The 17466-nt window shown below is 70.4% G+C and carries 15 protein-coding genes, 1 rRNA gene and 1 riboswitch; of the genes, 13 read left to right on the forward strand and 3 right to left on the reverse strand.

All coding sequences use genetic code 11. The features are described 5' to 3' along the window. The 11 genes from rrf to AB0G74_RS31220 form a co-directional block, all read left to right on the forward strand. Nucleotides 1-92, forward strand: a 5S ribosomal RNA gene (gene rrf / locus AB0G74_RS31170); the annotation flags it as partial. A gap of 170 nt (nucleotides 93-262) precedes the next feature. Next, complete coding sequence (locus tag AB0G74_RS31175) at nucleotides 263-871, forward strand: CDP-alcohol phosphatidyltransferase family protein (RefSeq protein WP_358829201.1); 609 nt, start codon at nucleotides 263-265, stop codon at nucleotides 869-871. 112 nt (nucleotides 872-983) lie between these two features. Next, nucleotides 984-3479, forward strand: coding sequence for a mannose-1-phosphate guanyltransferase (locus AB0G74_RS31180; RefSeq protein ID WP_361153112.1), 2496 nt, complete (start codon nucleotides 984-986; stop codon nucleotides 3477-3479). Between the two features lie 97 nt (nucleotides 3480-3576). Continuing rightward, nucleotides 3577-4530, forward strand: coding sequence for a DUF881 domain-containing protein (locus tag AB0G74_RS31185; RefSeq protein WP_361153114.1), 954 nt, complete (start codon nucleotides 3577-3579; stop codon nucleotides 4528-4530). Then, on the forward strand, nucleotides 4527-4859 hold the full coding sequence (locus tag AB0G74_RS31190) for a small basic family protein (RefSeq protein ID WP_006350443.1): 333 nt from the start codon (nucleotides 4527-4529) through the stop codon (nucleotides 4857-4859). Before AB0G74_RS31185 ends, AB0G74_RS31190 begins: the two co-directional genes overlap by 4 nt. Then, nucleotides 4856-5704 carry a DUF881 domain-containing protein gene (locus tag AB0G74_RS31195; protein ID WP_361153117.1) on the forward strand — a complete coding sequence of 283 codons (849 nt, stop codon included), beginning with the start codon at nucleotides 4856-4858 and terminating at the stop codon, nucleotides 5702-5704. Before AB0G74_RS31190 ends, AB0G74_RS31195 begins: the two co-directional genes overlap by 4 nt. A gap of 145 nt (nucleotides 5705-5849) precedes the next feature. Further along, nucleotides 5850-6743 carry an FHA domain-containing protein gene (locus AB0G74_RS31200; protein ID WP_361153163.1) on the forward strand — a complete coding sequence of 298 codons (894 nt, stop codon included), beginning with the start codon at nucleotides 5850-5852 and terminating at the stop codon, nucleotides 6741-6743. 35 nt (nucleotides 6744-6778) lie between these two features. Beyond that, nucleotides 6779-7561 carry a MerR family transcriptional regulator gene (locus AB0G74_RS31205; protein WP_361153119.1) on the forward strand — a complete coding sequence of 261 codons (783 nt, stop codon included), beginning with the start codon at nucleotides 6779-6781 and terminating at the stop codon, nucleotides 7559-7561. A gap of 53 nt (nucleotides 7562-7614) precedes the next feature. Further along, the gene (locus AB0G74_RS31210; RefSeq protein ID WP_358829197.1) at nucleotides 7615-8088 is read left to right on the forward strand and encodes a bifunctional nuclease family protein; all 474 of its coding nucleotides are present in this window, start codon (nucleotides 7615-7617) and stop codon (nucleotides 8086-8088) included. A 264-nt stretch (nucleotides 8089-8352) separates the two neighbouring features. After that, the gene (locus AB0G74_RS31215) at nucleotides 8353-8868 is read left to right on the forward strand and encodes a MerR family transcriptional regulator (RefSeq protein ID WP_361153122.1); all 516 of its coding nucleotides are present in this window, start codon (nucleotides 8353-8355) and stop codon (nucleotides 8866-8868) included. A 71-nt stretch (nucleotides 8869-8939) separates the two neighbouring features. Then, entirely contained in the window at nucleotides 8940-10439 is a 1500-nt protein-coding gene (locus tag AB0G74_RS31220; protein ID WP_361153125.1) for a DNA polymerase IV, read from the forward strand. Here AB0G74_RS31220 and AB0G74_RS31225 read toward each other — a convergent pair. Further along, nucleotides 10346-10732, reverse strand: a complete 387-nt coding sequence (locus tag AB0G74_RS31225; protein WP_361153128.1) for a PRC-barrel domain-containing protein — start codon at nucleotides 10730-10732, stop codon at nucleotides 10346-10348. The genes AB0G74_RS31220 and AB0G74_RS31225 overlap by 94 nt on opposite strands. A 147-nt stretch (nucleotides 10733-10879) precedes the next feature. Beyond that, nucleotides 10880-10976: riboswitch (glycine riboswitch) on the forward strand. A 184-nt stretch (nucleotides 10977-11160) separates the two neighbouring features. Here AB0G74_RS31225 and gcvP point away from each other — a divergent pair. Next, complete coding sequence (gene gcvP, locus AB0G74_RS31230) at nucleotides 11161-14052, forward strand: aminomethyl-transferring glycine dehydrogenase (RefSeq protein ID WP_361153130.1); 2892 nt, start codon at nucleotides 11161-11163, stop codon at nucleotides 14050-14052. Nucleotides 14053-14133: 81 nt separating this feature from the next. On the opposite strand, the gene AB0G74_RS31235 is transcribed toward gcvP, so the two are convergent. Together AB0G74_RS31235 and AB0G74_RS31240 are read right to left on the reverse strand one after the other, a co-directional pair. Further along, entirely contained in the window at nucleotides 14134-14328 is a 195-nt protein-coding gene (locus AB0G74_RS31235; RefSeq protein ID WP_361153133.1) for a DUF5999 family protein, read from the reverse strand. Nucleotides 14329-14732: 404 nt separating this feature from the next. Continuing rightward, nucleotides 14733-15323, reverse strand: a complete 591-nt coding sequence (locus AB0G74_RS31240; protein ID WP_361153136.1) for a hypothetical protein — start codon at nucleotides 15321-15323, stop codon at nucleotides 14733-14735. 612 nt (nucleotides 15324-15935) lie between these two features. Here AB0G74_RS31240 and AB0G74_RS31245 point away from each other — a divergent pair. After that, on the forward strand, nucleotides 15936-17450 hold the full coding sequence (locus tag AB0G74_RS31245) for a glutamate--cysteine ligase (protein WP_361153138.1): 1515 nt from the start codon (nucleotides 15936-15938) through the stop codon (nucleotides 17448-17450). Nucleotides 17451-17466: the final 16 nt, after the last annotated feature.

Genomic DNA, 17466 nt, shown 5'->3' on the forward strand with positions numbered 1-17466 from the left:
CGCCCGGTTACATTCCGAACCCGGAAGCTAAGCCTTTCAGCGCCGATGGTACTGCAGGGGGGACCCTGTGGGAGAGTAGGACGCCGCCGAACAATTTTTGTAGTGAGGGCTCTGGCCCCTTGAGACTATGTCTCGGGGCCAGGGCCCTTTCTGCATTTCCCCGGAAAAGAGGGAGGCGGCGCCGCCCACCCCTGTGCGAACGTGATCCCCACTGACGGTAAAGTCGTGGGGCATCGTAGGCACGTTCCCCAGGAGGCCCCGGGTGGAGGTCCAGGAGACCCGCGTTCAGACGGACCGGGTACTCACCATCCCCAACATCCTCAGCATGGCCCGGCTGGCCGGTGTGCCGCTCTTTCTGTGGCTGATTCTCCGACCCGAGTTCGGCGGCCCGAAGAGCGACGGCTGGGCCCTGCTGGTACTGATGCTCAGCGGGATCAGTGACTATCTCGACGGGAAACTCGCCCGGCGCTGGAACCAGATCAGCAGCCTCGGCCGGCTGCTCGACCCGGCCGCCGACCGGCTGTACATCCTCTCCACCCTGGTCGGCCTCACCTGGCGGGAAATCCTGCCGCTCTGGCTCACCGCGGTCCTCCTGGCGCGAGAGCTGATGCTGTTGGTGATGGTGTGGATCCTCCGGCGCCACGGTTACCCGCCGCCGCAGGTGAACTTCCTCGGCAAGGCCGCCACCTTCAACCTGATGTACGCCTTCCCGCTACTGCTCCTGAGTGACGGCTCGGGGTGGCTTGCGTCACTTGCCGCCGTTTTCGGATGGGCGTTCGCAGGATGGGGTACAACTCTGTATTGGTGGGCAGGGATCCTGTACGTGGTCCAGGTCCGTCGTCTCGTCAAGGCGGATACAGCGGCCGATTGACCTCGTTGATGCGCTGCCGTGCAGTGTGGCCGGTCGCGTATGACGCCAAGAGGGCCTCTTAGGACGAGCGCAGTCGGCTGGGCCGTCGTCTCTCAAGGAGGACGCTTCCGACATGAAGGCCGTCGTGATGGCCGGTGGCGAAGGAACCCGGCTTCGCCCCATGACTTCCAGTATGCCCAAGCCGCTTCTGCCGGTCGCCAACCGGCCGATTATGGAGCATGTGCTGCGGCTGCTCAAGAGGCACGGTCTCACCGAGACAGTGGTGACCGTCCAGTTCCTCGCGTCACTCGTCAAGAATTACTTCGGGGACGGCGAGGAGCTCGGAATGGAGCTCACCTATGCCAATGAGGAGAAACCGCTAGGAACCGCGGGCAGTGTGAAGAATGCCGAGGAGGCGCTGAAGGACGACGCATTCCTCGTCATCTCCGGGGACGCGCTCACCGACTTCGATCTGACCGACCTGATCTCCTTCCACAAGGAGAAGGGCGCGATGGTCACCGTATGTCTGACCCGGGTGCCCAATCCGCTGGAATTCGGTATCACCATCGTCGACGAGGCGGGCCAGGTCGAGCGCTTTCTGGAGAAGCCGACCTGGGGTCAGGTGTTCTCGGACACCGTCAATACCGGTATCTATGTCATGGAGCCCGAGGTCTTCGACTATGTCGAGGCCGATGTCCCGGTCGACTGGTCGGGCGATGTATTCCCGCAGCTCATGAAGGACGGCAAGCCGATCTACGGCTATGTCGCCGAAGGCTACTGGGAGGACGTCGGTACCCATGAGAGCTATGTGAAGGCCCAGGCCGATGTGCTGGAGGGCAAGGTCGAGGTCGAACTCGACGGCTTCGAGATCTCGCCCGGCGTATGGGTCGCGGAAGGCGCCGAGGTACACCCGGACGCGGTGCTGCGCGGTCCCCTGTACATCGGGGACTACGCGAAGGTCGAAGCGGATGCCGAGATCCGGGAGCACACGGTCGTCGGCTCCAATGTCGTCGTCAAGAGCGGAGCCTTCCTCCACAAAGCGGTGATCCACGACAACGTCTACATCGGGGAGCAGTGCAATCTCCGGGGCTGTGTCGTCGGCAAGAACACCGACATCATGCGGGCCGCCCGGATCGAGGAGGGCGCGGTCATCGGCGACGAGTGCCTCGTCGGCGAGGAGTCCGTGGTCCAGGGCAACGTACGGGTTTATCCGTTCAAGACGATCGAGGCCGGTGCCTTCGTCAACACCTCGGTGATCTGGGAGTCCCGCGGCCAGGCGCATCTCTTCGGCGCCCGGGGCGTATCCGGGATCCTCAATGTGGAGATCACCCCCGAACTGGCGGTCCGGCTGGCGGGGGCGTATGCGACCACCCTGAAGAAGGGCTCCACGGTCACCACGGCCCGGGACCACTCGCGCGGTGCCCGGGCGCTGAAGCGGGCCGTCATCTCGGCGCTCCAGGCCAGCGCCATCGACGTCCGCGACCTGGAGAACGTGCCTCTCCCGGTGGCCCGGCAGCAGACGGCCCGCGGCAGTGCGGGCGGGATCATGATCCGTACCTCCCCGGGGGTGCCGGACTCCGTCGACATCATGTTCTTCGACGAACGCGGCGCGGATCTCTCCCAGGCCGGACAGCGGAAGCTGGACCGGGTCTACGCCCGCCAGGAGTACCGCCGGGCGTTCCCCGGGGAGATCGGGGACCTGCACTTCCCGGCCAGCGTCTTCGACTCGTACACCGGATCACTGCTGCGGAACGTGGACATCACGGGGATCGCCGAGTCCGGGCTGAAGGTCGTCGTGGACGCCTCGAACGGCAGTGCCGGGCTCGTTCTGCCCAGTCTGCTCGGCCGGCTCGGAGTGGACGCGCTGACCATCAATCCGGGGCTCGACGAGGCGCGGCCCACGGAGACCGCGGAGACCCGCAGGGCCGGACTCGTACGGCTCGGTGAGATCGTGGCGTCCGCGCGGGCCGCGTTCGGCGTCCGGTTCGACCCCGTGGGCGAACGGCTGTCGCTGGTCGACGAGCGCGGCCGGATCATCGAGGACGACCGGGCGCTGCTGGTCCTGCTCGACCTGGTCGCCGCCGAGCGGCGCAGCGGCAAGGTGGCGCTGCCGGTGACCACCACCAGGATCGCCGAGCAGGTGGCCGCGTACCGCGGTACCGAGGTGGAGTGGACCACGACCTCGCCCGACGATCTGACCCGGGTCGGCCGGGAGGAGACGACGATCTTCGGCGGCGACGGCCGGGGCGGGTTCATCGTGCCGGAGTTCAGCAGTGTCTTCGACGGTACGGCCGCCCTGGTGCGGCTGGTCGGACTGGTGGCCAGGACCCAGCTCACCCTCAGCCAGATCGACGCGCGGATCCCCCGGGCCCATGTCCTCAAGCGGGACCTGGCGACGCCCTGGGCGGTCAAGGGGCTGGTGATGCGCCGGGTCGTGGAGGCCGCCGGTGAGCGGCAGGTCGACACCACCGACGGGGTACGGGTCGTGGAGACCGACGGGCGCTGGGTGATGGTGCTGCCCGATCCCGCGGAGGCCGTCACCCATCTGTGGGCCGAGGGACCCGATGAAGCCTCGGCCCGGGCCCTGCTCGACGAGTGGGCGGCCGTGGTCGACAGCGCAGGTCACTGAGGTGTGAACGGAGTGCGGGGCGGCGTACCGGAACGCCGCCCCGCACCCGGGTGGGGCCGTTCGGCGGTATCGGGGGCGACGTGCGACGATGTGCGGCATGCCGCAGCAGCCCCCCGCGCAGCCTCCCGTGCGGGGCACCGGATCGCGCCCGGGTTCACCGCCCGCCCGTCCCGATGCCTCGATGTCGCTGCTGACCAATGTGATGGAGCACAGCCTCGACGACGGGTACGCGGAGGCGGCGGCGCGCCGGGCCGAGGGTGCCGGACTGCCCCGGACCCTGAAGGCGAAACTCTGGCTGGGCGCCGGGCTGGTACTGACCGCGGGCATCGTGACCGTGGGGGCTGCCGAGGCGCGGATATCGGCACCGGTGGTCGCCAAGGAACGCGAGGAGCTGATCGACCGCATCGAGGCGGAGACCGGCGATGTCGACGCTCTCCAGGGCGAAGTCGAGGCGCTCCGTACCGAGGTGGGGGAGCGTCAGCGGCGGGCCCTGCGGTCCGAGGGCGGTGACCAGGGGCGGACGGTGGCGCTGCTGGCCGGGGCGACCGAGGTCGAGGGCCCGGGGGTGAAACTCGTCGTCGACGACGCCAAGGGCACCGGCGGCGGGGACGGCGGCGGGCCGCGTGAGACCAGTGGGTTCAGTGACACCGGCCGGGTACGGGACCGCGATATGCAGCGGGTCGTCAACGGGCTGTGGGAGTCGGGCGCCGAGTCGGTCGCCATCAACGGGCAGCGGCTGACCGCCCTGTCGGCGATCCGGGCCGCGGGGGACGCCATACTGGTCGACAACAGACCGCTGGTGCCGCCCTACACGGTGCTGGCGGTGGGGGACGGCAAGAAGCTGAACACGACGTTCCAGGACAGCGCCGACGGACATTATTTGCACGCGCTGCGGGAGAACTTCGGGATCCGTTTCAGCATCTCCACTGAGGACAGGGTGCGGCTGCCGGCCGCGCCCAGCCTGATCGTACGTACAGCGGAACCGGGAAGCCCCGATGCCCCGAGGGGGAGCGGGCGGGAGCGGACCGACTCAGGGAAGGGCACATCGTGATCGCCGTACTGGGCCTCGTCGTGGGAGTCGTGGCCGGACTGTTGGTCCGGCCCGAGGTACCGGCCGTGGTCGAGCCCTATCTGCCGATCGCCGTCGTCGCGGCGCTCGACGCGGTCTTCGGCGGGCTGCGGGCGATGCTGGACGGGATCTTCGTCGACAAGGTCTTCGTCGTGTCGTTCCTCTCGAACGTGGTCGTGGCCGCGTTGATCGTCTTCCTCGGGGACAAGCTGGGCGTGGGCGCGCAGCTGTCGACCGGTGTCGTGGTCGTACTCGGTATCCGGATCTTCTCCAACGCGGCGGCCATCCGCCGCCATGTCTTCCAGGCATGACGCCGGTGGAGCGGGAGACGAACAGGGACCGGGAGCCGGGCGGGCCCGACAGTCCGGAACCGGCCGGTTCGCCAGCAGAGCCCGGCACGGTGGAACAGGCGGCTCCGGCGGCCGGGTCCGCCGGGCCCACCGGCCGCCAGCGGCTGAAGGCCGGACTGTGGCCGCCGAGGGTGACCCGGGCCCAACTGACGGTGGCCCTGCTGCTCTTCGTCCTCGGTCTCGGCCTCGCCATCCAGGTACGGTCGACCAGCGACAACAGCGCGCTGCGCGGGGCCCGGCAGGAGGACCTCGTCCGGATCCTCGACGAGCTGGACAGCCGCACCGAGCGGCTGGAGGACGAGAAGCGGCGGCTGGAGGAGCAGCGGACGGAGCTGGAGAACAGTTCGGACCAGGCGGAGGAGGCCCGGCGGCAGACCCGGCAGAAGGAGCAGCAGCTGGGCATCCTCGCCGGTACGGTTGCGGCACAGGGTCCCGGTATCACTCTCACCGTCGACGACCGGTCCGGCGCCGTGGAGCCGGACATGCTGCTGGACGCCGTGCAGGAGCTGCGGGCGGCCGGCGCGGAGGCGATCGAGGTCAACGGGAACCGTGTCGTCGCCGATACGTACTTCACCGGTTCCGGTGGGAGCGTGGAGGTGGACGGGAAGAAGATCACCGCCCCGTACCGGTTCGAGGTGATCGGCAAGCCGCAGGACCTCGAACCGGCCCTGAACATTCCTGGGGGAATCGTGCGGACACTGGAGAAGGAGCAGGCCACGGCCGTGGTGGCGCGTTCGGAGAAGATCGTTGTGGACGCCTTGCGACCCGGGAAGCAGCCTGACTACGCTCGGTCGTCAACGCGGTGAGGCGTCGGGAGTCGATGCCCGGTATGTCCGGGTGCGAGGCCGCGGGGGGTCGGAACGACGACTTCGCGCGGTGTGGTGGAAACTGTCTGGTGGGTACGGACGTTGTGAGGATGTCCGGGTCGGCAGGCGTCGTTGAGAGTTCGTCCTGCCCCACGGGCGGGTCTATTTCGGTCAAGGGGAATCGCCCGTGAAGTTGTTTGCGAAGTTGTTCGGCAAGAGTGCCCGCGAGGACGGCGGCAGCGCCAGGCACCGTGCGCGCCGTCAGGACCAGCAGGAGGAGCAGCAGGGCGGCCAGCGTCCGCTCTTCCGGGACGAGGTCGGTGGTCCGGCCGGTGGGTATCCGGGGGGCCCCGGCGCGTCTGTTGACCCTGCCGGTGCCGGGCGCATAGGTTTCGGGGAATCATCGACCGCGGGTGCGGGTGGTGGGTACGCCCCCGACCCCTATGCGACCAATCCCCATGGGGGACAGCCGCGGCAGGAGGACCCTTCCATGGCGGGAGTGACGGTCTGTACGAGGTGCGGTCACCGCAACCCCGATTCCGGCCGGTTCTGCTCCAACTGCGGCGCGCCGCTGCGGCCCGGAGTGGCACCCGAGCGGTCCTCCGAGACGACGTCGACGATCTCCATCTCCGGACTGGAGGCGTACGACTCGGAGACGACGGGCCAGACCGCGCTGCCGTCGCTGTCGCCGGAGGCCCAGGCCGCGGTGGACGCCCTGCCGCTGGGGTCGGCGCTGCTGGTGGTGCGCCGCGGGCCCAATTCGGGCAGCCGGTTCCTGCTGGACGGGGATCTGACGACCGCGGGCCGCCATCCGCAGAGCGATATCTTCCTCGACGACGTGACGGTCTCCCGGCGCCATGTGGAGTTCCGCCGCGGACCGGACGGCAGCTTCAGCGTCGCCGACGTCGGCAGCCTGAACGGCACCTATGTCAACCGTGAGCCCATCGACTCCGTCTATCTGACGAGCGGGGACGAGGTTCAGATCGGCAAGTACCGGATGGTCTTCTACGCGAGCCACGCGAGCCAGCGGGGCTACTGATCGCCGGTCGTCGCGGGGCATCCGTGGGAAGGCGCATGGTGCGAACACCGACGGGGGGTGCCGGAGACGGCGCCCCCGGCCCGGGAGAGCGGCTGATGAGCATCGGTACGGTGCTCACCCAGCTGCACGACGAGTTTCCCGAGGTCACCATTTCCAAGATCCGTTTTCTGGAGGCCGAGGGGCTGGTCGAGCCCCGGCGTACCCCGTCGGGGTACCGCAAGTTCTCCCGGTCGGATGTGGAGCGGCTGGCGCAGGTGCTGCGGATGCAGCGCGACCACTATCTGCCGTTGAAGGTGATCCGGGAACATCTGGACGCCGTGGCCCGGGGGGAGCAGCCTCAGCTGCCCGCCCCGGGAACGCCGCGTGATGGTTCCGAGCCCGGTGGCGCGGAGAGTGTTCCGGGGGCCGGCCCCGGGCCGGTGGCCGTGGTGGAGCCGGAGGGCCCCACGGCGGCCCGGGTGGGCCGGTCCGAGCTGCTGGCGGCGGCCGGGGTGTCGGCCGAGGAGCTGGCCGACTGGGAGTCGTACGGTCTGCTGGTGGCCGCCGCCGACGGCTCGTACGACGCCGGTGCGGTGACCGTGGCCCGGCTGGTGGCGGAGCTGGGCCGGTTCGGGCTCGAACCCCGTCATCTGCGGGCGATGCGGGCCGCCGCGGACCGGGAGGCCGGGCTGGTGGAACAGGTGGTGGCACCCTTGCGGCGGCATCGCAATCCGCAGACCAGAGCCCGTGCCGAGGCGACCGCGAGGGAGCTGGCGGGCCTGTCCGTACAGCTGCACGCGGCCCTGATGGAGACCTCTCTCGGGGTGCGGATCCAATGATCATGGCCGTGCCCGACTATCCAAAGAGGCCGGGCACGGCCTAGGGTTGCTGTGTGAACGAGCTCGACGTTGTGGGCGTCCGGGTGGAGATGCCCTCCAATCAACCGATCGTGCTCCTGCGAGAAGTGGGAGGCGATCGGTACCTCCCCATCTGGATCGGTCCCGGGGAGGCGACCGCGATCGCCCTCGGCCAGCAGGGCATGGCACCGGCCAGACCGCTGACCCATGACCTGTTCAAGGATGTGCTGGACGCGCTCGGTCAGGAGCTGACCGAGGTCCGGATCACCGATCTGCGCGAAGGTGTCTTCTACGCGGAACTGGTGTTCGCCAGCGGGGTCGAGGTCAGTGCCCGCCCCTCCGACGCCATAGCGCTCGCCCTGCGGGTCGGTGCGCCGATCTACGGCAGTGACGGGGTGCTCGACGACGCCGGGATCGCGATCCCGGACGAGCAGGAGGACGAGGTGGAGAAGTTCCGCGAGTTCCTCGACCAGATCTCACCCGAGGACTTCGGGACCAACAGCCAGTGACCGTGCCGCCGGTTGGCATATGCCCATTCGGCTAGCCTTACCCCGGACCGGGGTGCGGGAAACCACCCTCAGGGTGATTATCACTCGGCGTGCCGAGTGTGGCGATCGTTGACGCACCCCTGGTGACTGCCTACCGTCGAGTGGGCAGGTCAAGGATGGAGGGTCGGCGTGAGAAGCAGCGGCGACGGTGCGGTGGGGGGCGCCACCGGACGGAGTCCGGTGGAGAGTGGGCCGTATCCGCTCCACGGCGGTGGACGGGAGCCGATGGAGCCCGTGACTCCGGAGGAGACGGTGGGCTACCGGGGGCCGACGGCCTGTGCGGCGGCGGGGATCACCTACCGCCAGCTCGACTACTGGGCGCGTACGGGGCTGGTCGAGCCGAGTGTCCGCCCCGCCTACGGATCGGGTACACAGCGCCTCTACAGCTTCCGTGACGTCGTTGTCCTCAAGATCGTCAAACGGTTCCTCGACACCGGTGTCGCGCTGCAGAACATCCGGGCCGCGGTCCGTCACCTGCGCGGCCGTGAGCTGGCCGATCTGGAGCGGATGACGCTGATGAGCGACGGTGCCACGGTCTACGAGTGTTCGTCGCCCGACGAGGTCGTCGATCTCCTCCAGGGCGGCCAGGGAGTCTTCGGGATCGCCGTCGGGGTGGTCTGGCGCGATGTCGAGTCGGCCCTGTCCCAGCTGCACGGCGAGCGGGTCGATACCGGTGAGACGCTGCCCGGCGACAATCCGGCCGACGAACTGGCCCGCAGACGGCGCGACCGCGCGGTCTGACCGGGGGCCCGGGCCGTGTCGTGGCGGACCACGGCCGGGCGTTGTCAGTGGCGTAGTGCAGCATCGGAGCTGTGAGATCCGCTCCGACGATTCTGCATCTGGACATGGACGCGTTCTTCGCCGCGGCCGAGCAGGCGGCGAAGCCGAGCCTGCGCGGAAAGCCGGTGATCGTCGGAGGGCTCGGGCCGCGCGGTGTGGTCGCCACCGCGTCGTACGAGGCGCGGCGGTTCGGGGTCCATTCGGCGATGCCGATGTCCCAGGCCCGGCGGCTGGCGCCGAACGCGGCCTATCTGGTGCCCCGCTTCGCGTTCTACCGGTCGATCAGCGAGCAGGTGATGCGGCTGCTCGGGGCGGTGTCGCCGCTGGTGGAGCCGTTGAGCCTGGACGAGGCTTTCGTCGACCTGGAGGCGTCGGGAGCGGCCGGGGACACGGCGTCGGCGCGGGCGGCGGGCGAGCGGCTGCGGGCCGATATCGCCCGGGTCACCGGCCTGACCGGCTCGGTGGGGCTCGCCGGGTCGAAGATGATAGCCAAGGTGGCATCCGAGCGGGCCAAACCGGACGGACTGCTGGTGATCGAGCCGGGCACGGAGCGCGAGCTGCTGGGGCCGCTCTCGGTTCGGACCCTGCCCGGCGTCGGTCCGGCCACCGGTGAGCAGCTGCGCCGCGGTGGGATCACCACCTGCGCCGAACTGGCGGAGGCGGGCGAGGACGAGCTGGTCCGGCTGCTGGGCCGGGCCCAGGGGGCGTCGCTGTACCGGATGGCCCTCGGCCACGACGACCGGCCCGTGGTGGCCGAGCGCGATATGAAGTCCGTGTCCGTGGAGGACACCTTCGACATCGATCTCCACGACCGGCTGCGGATCCGGCTGGAGGTGGAGCGGCTGGCCGACCGCTGCGTCCGGCGGCTGCGCGCCTCCGGGCACTCGGGCCGGACGATCGTGCTCAAGGTCCGGCGGTACGACTTCTCGACTCTGACCCGGTCGGAGACGCTCCGGGGGCCCACCGACGACCCGGTGGTGGTGCGGGAGGCCGCCGAGCGACTGCTGGAAGGTGTCGACACCACGGGGGGCGTACGGCTGCTGGGGGTGGGGGTCTCCGGACTGACGGACTGGACGCAGGAGGACCTGTTCGCCCAGGCCGCGGAGGTGCTCGGCGGCGGCGTGCCCGGGGCGGGGGCCGCGGGCCCGGCGGACGACGGCGTCGGCGAGGCGGCCCGCGGCGGACCGGCTGAGGATCCGGCGGGGACCGGCGCCGGTACGGAGGCCGCCGGGCCGCCCGCCGTACCGCTGTGGTCGCCGGGGCAGGACGTCACCCATGCGACCCACGGGCCGGGCTGGGTCCAGGGCAGCGGCGTCGGACGGGTCACCGTACGGTTCGAGGTGCCGCTGGGGCCGGTCGGGCGGGTCCGGACCTTCCGGGTGGAGGATCCGGAGCTGACGCCGTCCGATCCGCTGCCGCTGGTGGAGCCGGCGGACGATCAGCCGGACGCTGCCTCGTCGTCCGCCGCCGTACCGGAGGAGCGGTCGGAGACCGGTCCCGGCGCGGACGAGGGGGAGACGTCGATGCCGTAGTGGCGGCAGAGCCGGAGCTCCTGGGCGGGGGAGAGATGACGGCCGACGCCGAGGTCCGGGGCGGCCCGCACCAGCGACCGCTCGAAGGGGACCCGGAGGGCGCCGCCGACGACCGTACTGGGGGCGAGGGGGACGAAGGAGTCCCGGCCGAAGAGACCGGTACGGACGGCCGCCCAGTCGGGTGAGCCGGTGGCGTCGTCGAGATACACCTCGTCGACGGTCCCTATCCGTACGCCGTCGCGGTCGTACGCCTTGCGGCCGATCAGGCTGCGCGGATCGATGTCGGTCTGCACGGTCCCTCCAGAAGGTCGTACCCACTGCCGGAAAAGCCTGAGGAGAACCCCTGAGGACCACGAAAAAGCAGAACGCCGCCGTCGGCCACTCGAGCGATCACGGGCCTCACCCGCCGAAGAGTCCGCTGGTAGGCTGGCAGCGGCTGCTGACCCCGCGCGGGAGAGTCCACCGGCAGGACGACGGTGGCGCCGAAGGAGCAACTCCTCCCCGGAATCTCTCAGGCACCTGTACCGCGCGGACGAGGTCACTCTGGAAAGTGGGGCGGGCGCCGGACGGCATCCGCCCTCACCGACGGTGAAAGCCGGAGCGCCCCCGCCACGGGCGGCCGGTGAAGCTCTCAGGTTGAGATGACAGAGGGGGAGGCCGTCCCGGGCATCCGCCTCGGGTGCCCCTCACCGGGTCTGACGCAGACCAGGAGGCCGCCTGTATGACCGCCAACCGCATCCCTCTCCGGCAGCTGGAGCGGGGAATCCCCTTCGAGCAGCGCCACATAGGACCCGACGCCGAGGCCCAGGCCAAGATGCTGGCTCAGGTGGGGTACGGGTCGCTCGACGAGCTGACCGCCGCCGCGGTGCCCGATGTCATCAAGAGCGCCGGGGCGCTGGGTCTGCCGGACGCCAGGACCGAGCCCGAGGTACTGGCCGAACTCCGGTCGCTGGCCGACCGCAACTCCGTACTGACTTCGATGATCGGCCTCGGCTACTACGGCACCTTCACCCCGCCGGTCATCCTGCGCAACGTCATGGAGAACCCCTCCTGGTACACCGCGTACACCCCCTACCAGCCGGAGATCTCGCAGGGCCGGCTGGAGGCGCTGCTGAACTTCCAGACCACGATCGCCGAGCTGACCGGTCTGCCCACCTCCGGGGCCTCCCTCCTCGACGAGGGCACCGCCGCCGCCGAGGCCATGTCGCTCTCCCGCCGGGTCGGCAAGGTCAAGGACGGGGTCTTCCTCGTCGACGCCGACGTCCTGCCGCAGACCCTGGCCGTGATCGAGACCCAGGCCGAGCCCACCGGGGTCGAGGTCGTCGTCGCCGACCTCGGTGACGGCATCCCGGCCGAGGTCGCCGAGCGGGGCGTCTTCGGCGTCCTCCTCCAGTACCCCGGTGCCTCCGGCGCCGTACGCGACCTCCGGCCGCTGATCGAGCGGGCGCACGAACTGGGCGCCGTCGTCACCGTCGCCGCCGATCTGCTCGCCCTCACCCTGCTCACCTCCCCCGGCGAACTCGGCGCGGACATCGCCGTCGGCACCAGCCAGCGGTTCGGCGTCCCGATGGGCTTCGGCGGCCCGCACGCCGGATTCATGGCGGTCCGCGAGAAGTTCGCCCGCAGCCTGCCTGGCCGCCTCGTCGGCGTCTCCGTCGACGCGGACGGCGACAAGGCGTACCGTCTCGCCCTCCAGACCCGTGAGCAGCACATCCGCCGCGAGAAGGCCACCAGCAACATCTGTACCGCCCAGGTGCTGCTCGCGGTGATGGCCGGAATGTACGCCGTCTACCACGGCCCCGACGGCCTGCGCTCCATCGCCCGGCGCACCCACCGCTACGCCACCCTGCTCGCCGCCGGTCTGGCGGCGAGCGGGGCGGAGATCGTCACCGGCGCGTACTTCGACACGGTGACGGTACGCGTACCCGGGCGGGCCGCCGATGTGGTCGCCGCCGCGCGCGAGGGCGGGGTCAACCTCCGCCTCGTGGACGACTCCCTGGTGTCGATCGCCTGCGACGAGACCACCGACCGGGCCGCCCTCCGGGCCGTCCTCACCGCCTTCGGCGCCGACGCCGCCCTCGACCTGGACGCCCTCGACGCCTCCGTCGAGGACACCCTGCCCGCGGAACTGCTGCGGACCGACGACTATCTGACCCACCCGGTCTTCCACCAGCACCGCTCCGAGACCGCGATGCTGCGCTACCTGCGGCGGCTGGCCGACCGGGACTACGCGCTGGACCGGGGGATGATCCCGCTCGGCTCCTGCACCATGAAGCTCAACGCCACCACCGAGATGGAGCCGGTGACCTGGCCCGAGTTCGGCCAAATCCATCCCTTCGCCCCGGCGGACCAGGCGGCGGGCTATCTGACCCTGATCCACGAGCTGGAGGAGCGGCTGGCCGAGGTCACCGGCTACGCCAAGGTGTCCCTCCAGCCGAACGCCGGATCCCAGGGCGAACTCGCCGGACTGCTCGCCGTCCGCGCCTACCACCGCGCCAACGGCGACACCGGCCGGACCGTCTGCCTCATCCCGTCCTCCGCGCACGGCACCAACGCCGCCAGCGCCGTGATGGCGGGCATGAGGGTGGTCGTGGTCGCCACCGCCGACGACGGCGAGATCGACGTCACCGATCTGCGGGAGAAGATCGAGCGGTACCGCGACGAACTCGCCGTACTGATGATCACCTACCCGTCGACGCACGGCGTCTTCGAGGAGCACGTCGCCGATATCTGCGCCCGGGTCCACGAGGCGGGCGGCCAGGTCTATGTCGACGGCGCCAACCTGAACGCGCTGGTCGGTCTCGCCAAGCCGGGCGAGTTCGGCGGCGACGTCTCGCACCTCAATCTGCACAAGACGTTCTGCATCCCGCACGGCGGCGGCGGCCCCGGTGTGGGTCCGGTGGCGGTCCGGGCGCATCTCGCCCCCTACCTTCCCAACCACCCGCTCCAGCCCGAAGCGGGCCCGGAGACCGGGGTCGGCCCCATCTCCGCCGCCCCCTGGGGCTCGGCGGGCATCCTGCCGATCTCCTGGGCGTACGTCCGGCTGATGGGCGGCGAGGGGCTGAAGCGGGCGACGCAGGTCGCCGTGCTGGCCGCCAACTACATCGCCAAGCGACTGGAGCCGCACTTCCCGGTGCTGTACACGGGCCCCGGCGGGCTGGTCGCCCATGAGTGCATCATCGATCTGCGCCCGCTGACCAAGGCGACCGGTGTCACCGTCGACGACATCGCCAAGCGGCTGATCGACTACGGCTTCCACGCGCCGACGATGTCCTTCCCGGTCGCCGGGACGCTGATGATCGAGCCGACCGAGAGCGAGAACCTGGCCGAGGTCGACCGCTTCTGCGAGGCGATGATCGCGATCCGGGCCGAGATCGAGAAGGTCGCGACGAGTGTCTGGCCCGCCGACGACAACCCGCTGCGGAACGCGCCGCACACCGCGGCGGCGCTGGGCGGGGCCTGGGAGCACGCGTACGGCCGGGACGAGGCGGTCTTCCCGCCCGGCGTGAACGCCGCCGACAAGTACTGGCCGCCGGTGCGCCGGATCGACGGGGCCTTCGGGGACCGTAACCTGGTCTGCTCCTGCCCGCCGCCGGACGCCTACGAGGGCTGAGCCCGGCCGGGCACGGCCGACATGCCACGGGGCCGGTTCGGGGAGTGCGTACGCACCCCGACCGGCCCCCGGTTCGTTCCCCTATGCCGCGTGCGCCGCCAGCGGGCGGTGCGGGGCGATGATCTGCCCGTCCGGCAGCAGCTCGCCGGTGTCCTCGAACAGAAGGACGCCGTTGCAGAGCAGGCTCCAGCCCTGCTCCGGGTGGTGCGCCACCAGTCGGGCGGCGTCCCGGTCGGCTGAGTCCGCTGTCGGGCACGATGGCTGGTGCTGGCACATGGGCGGGTTCTTTCGCTCTGGTGTGATCAGTGTCCTGCGGCTCGATGAAGTGTTCATGGCCGCCCCCCGTATCTCTCTCGGTCCGGTCCCAGTGTTGCCCCACGGGCGTTGTTCCGCAGGGATTTCACGACACCTCGTCTCTCTGATGAGAGACGTATCACCCCCGAGGATGGTTCAGCTCAACCGGACTGTCCTTTCGGGTGGTTGGGGCCTGGTCACAACGGACTAGCCCGTTCTGGCCCATGGCGGCCGGGGCCGGAAAGCGGCGTGCCCCGTGAATCCGCTGACGCGGGGTTCACGGGGCACGCCGCCGCCGGGGCGCCGGGGGCGGACCGGGCCGGGCGGGGGGAGACGTGTCGGTGGCCGGGACCGGCCGTTCGGGGGCGGCGGACCGCCGCCCGGGGTCAGGCGGGCGAGCCGAGGAGCCCGGCCGGGGTCAGCCGCAGGGTCATCACCGGGAGCAGTTCGGCGACCTCGTACGGCCGGTGGGCGGCGATCCCCGGCGGGGCCGGGGCGAGCGGTACCAGCAGGTCGGCCGGGCCCAGCCCGGCGTCCGACGCGTCCGCCTCCGGTTCGGCGTGCAGCCAGAGCGCCAGCATGTACAGCGCCGGAATGGAGAGCAGCCGCGGCTGGAACGGGGTCACCGACGACTCCGCCTGGCGCAGGGCGAGTTCGGTGGAGGCCAGATAGGGGCCCTCGAAGAAGTGGGAGAACGTCCAGCCGTCCGGGGTGAGCAGGGTCTCCGCCGCGGCGACGGTCGCGCCGTCGCCGCGGAGCAGGAACCGCCAGCCCAGCAGGCGGGTGCCGGCGTCGGCGATGGTGTGCGGGTCGACCTGGTCGAGCACATGGACGGGCAGCGGGCACTCCGGGCTGACGGGTCCCTGGACGGACCTGAGTGCCGGGGGGCGGTCCTCGCGGACCGCGGATGGGGTACTGAGTGCCGCGAGAACGCTGCGAAGGGCAGGCGCGGGGGCCGGGAGGACATGGAGCGGCATGGTGGGTCGCCTCTCGCTCGGGAGACACGGTGAACCTGGGCGTGCGCCGACGGTGCTGTCACGCGGTGCCGGGGCCGGCACGCGGCGACGGCACCGGCGGGTGCCGGTGTCGTCGGCTCCGACAGCGCTGTCGGTCGAAGGCGCGGGGATCTCGGGGGGACCGGAAAGACCGCCGGGCCAACTCGCCGCCCGTTTGCAGAGTTTATAACACTCACGTTCGTACAGTGATTCCGCTAGCGCGTTCCGTGAATGTCGGCAAGGCGGATTCAGGTCTCATCGACCGGGTGGACGTACGGTTTTTCCGGGTCACCCCCGGCGGCGGCCAGGTATTTTGCCCCCGGCGCGGTAGGCCGAAACCTGTCGGCGTTTGTCACCAGCCACGGGACCCGTGTCCCCGGAGTAACCGGACCGATCGGCGGCGGGGGTTCGCCCGCCGTTCGCCGCCGCTTCGGCATGAGCCGTTCGGTGACGGATGCCACACTAGCGGTCCCGCCCCGCCCCGGCCGCGTTACGGATCAATCAGTCTGGGCATTATCGTCCCGGAGTCCGCCGGGCCGCCCCCGGGCGGTGGGCCCGGGGACCCTGTCGCAGCCACCCGAGGAAGGACACTTCATGGGGGACAAGGTCGCGTCGGACGGTTTCGAGTTCTCCGATCGCCGGCGATACCGGAGAAAGCTCCAGCAGTGCCTGGCAGGGCTCGGGCGACTGCTGGCCGAGCAGCGGTTCGACCGTCCCAAGAATCTGATGGGGCTGGAGATCGAGCTGAATCTCGTGGGCGCCGACGGACAGCCGCGCATGATGAATGCGGAAGTTCTGGAGCGTATCGCCAGCCATGATTTCCAGACCGAACTCGGAATGTTCAACCTGGAGGTCAATATCGTGCCCCACCGGCTCGGCGGGCGCGTTCTGGACCAGTTGGCCGAGGAGCTGCGGGCCGGTCTGGGATATGCCGACCGCAAGGCGAACGAAGTCGGTGCCGGAATCATGATGATCGGCATTCTGCCGACCCTGCAGCAGGACGATCTGGTCAGCGGCAACCTCTCCGCCGACCACCGCTACACCCTGCTCAACGAGCAGATCGTGACCGCGCGCGGGGAGGAGTTCGCCCTCGACATCGAGGGGGTCGAGCGGTTGAACTGCGCCTCGTCGTCCATCGCGCCCGAGGCCGCCTGCACCTCGGTCCAGCTCCATCTCCAGGTCACGCCCGACCGGTTCGCCGATGTCTGGAACGCGGCCCAGGCGGTGGCTTCCGTGCAGGTCGCGGTGGGGGCCAATGCCCCGTTCCTGTTCGGCAAGGAGCTGTGGCGGGAGTCGCGGCCACCGCTGTTCCTCCAGGCCACCGACACCCGTCCGCCGGAGTTGCAGGCACAGGGTGTCAGACCGCGTACCTGGTTCGGGGAGCGGTGGATCACCTCGGCGTACGACCTCTTCGAGGAGAATCTGCGGTTCTTCCCGGCGCTGCTGCCGATCTGCGACGACGAGGAGGAGCCGCTGCGGGTCATCGACGAGGGCGGGGTGCCCTCGTTGCACGAACTGGTCCTCCACAACGGCACGGTCTACCGCTGGAACCGGCCGGTGTACGGGGTCGCGGGCGGGGTGCCCCATCTGCGGGTGGAGAACCGGGTCCTGCCCGCTGGCCCCACGGTCACCGATGTCGTCGCCAACGCCGCCTTCTACTACGGCCTGGTCCGGGCGCTGGCCGAGGAGCAGCGGCCGGTGTGGAGCAGGCTGCCGTTCGAGACGGCGGCGGAGAACTTCGACACCGCGTGCCGCGACGGTATCGACGCCGAGCTGAAGTGGCCGCGCCCCGGCCGGACCGGCGGGATCACCACGGTGCCGGTGGCCAAGCTGGTCCGGGACGAACTGCTGCCGCTGGCCGCCGCCGGACTCGACGCGTGGAATGTGGAGCCCGCCGACCGAGACCGCTATCTCGGGGTGATCGAGGCGCGGTGCAAGCGCCGGATGAACGGGGCCTCGTGGCAGGCGGAGACGTATCACCGGGCCCTGGAGGCGGGGCTGGAGCGGGACGCGGCCCTGGCCGCCACCACCCGGCGCTACCGCGAGCTGATGCACCACGGGGAGCCGGTCCATACCTGGCCCGTGGGATTCCCCGGCCCGAGCGCCTGAAGCGTCCCGGGCCCGG

The sequence above is a fragment of the Streptomyces sp. NPDC020875 genome (assembly GCF_040641415.1).
GTDB lineage: Bacteria > Actinomycetota > Actinomycetes > Streptomycetales > Streptomycetaceae > Streptomyces.

Coding starts and splice junctions, on each gene's coding strand:
- AB0G74_RS31180 (WP_361153112.1), top strand. CDS start 984: ATGAAGGCCGTCGTGATGGCCGGTGGCGAAGGAACCCGGCTTCGCCCC.
- AB0G74_RS31185 (WP_361153114.1), top strand. CDS start 3,577: ATGCCGCAGCAGCCCCCCGCGCAGCCTCCCGTGCGGGGCACCGGATCG.
- AB0G74_RS31195 (WP_361153117.1), top strand. CDS start 4,856: ATGACGCCGGTGGAGCGGGAGACGAACAGGGACCGGGAGCCGGGCGGG.
- AB0G74_RS31205 (WP_361153119.1), top strand. CDS start 6,779: ATGGTGCGAACACCGACGGGGGGTGCCGGAGACGGCGCCCCCGGCCCG.
- AB0G74_RS31215 (WP_361153122.1), top strand. CDS start 8,353: ATGGAGCCCGTGACTCCGGAGGAGACGGTGGGCTACCGGGGGCCGACG.
- gcvP (WP_361153130.1), top strand. CDS start 11,161: ATGACCGCCAACCGCATCCCTCTCCGGCAGCTGGAGCGGGGAATCCCC.
- AB0G74_RS31235 (WP_361153133.1), bottom strand. CDS start 14,328: ATGTGCCAGCACCAGCCATCGTGCCCGACAGCGGACTCAGCCGACCGG.
- AB0G74_RS31240 (WP_361153136.1), bottom strand. CDS start 15,323: ATGCCGCTCCATGTCCTCCCGGCCCCCGCGCCTGCCCTTCGCAGCGTT.
- AB0G74_RS31245 (WP_361153138.1), top strand. CDS start 15,936: ATGGGGGACAAGGTCGCGTCGGACGGTTTCGAGTTCTCCGATCGCCGG.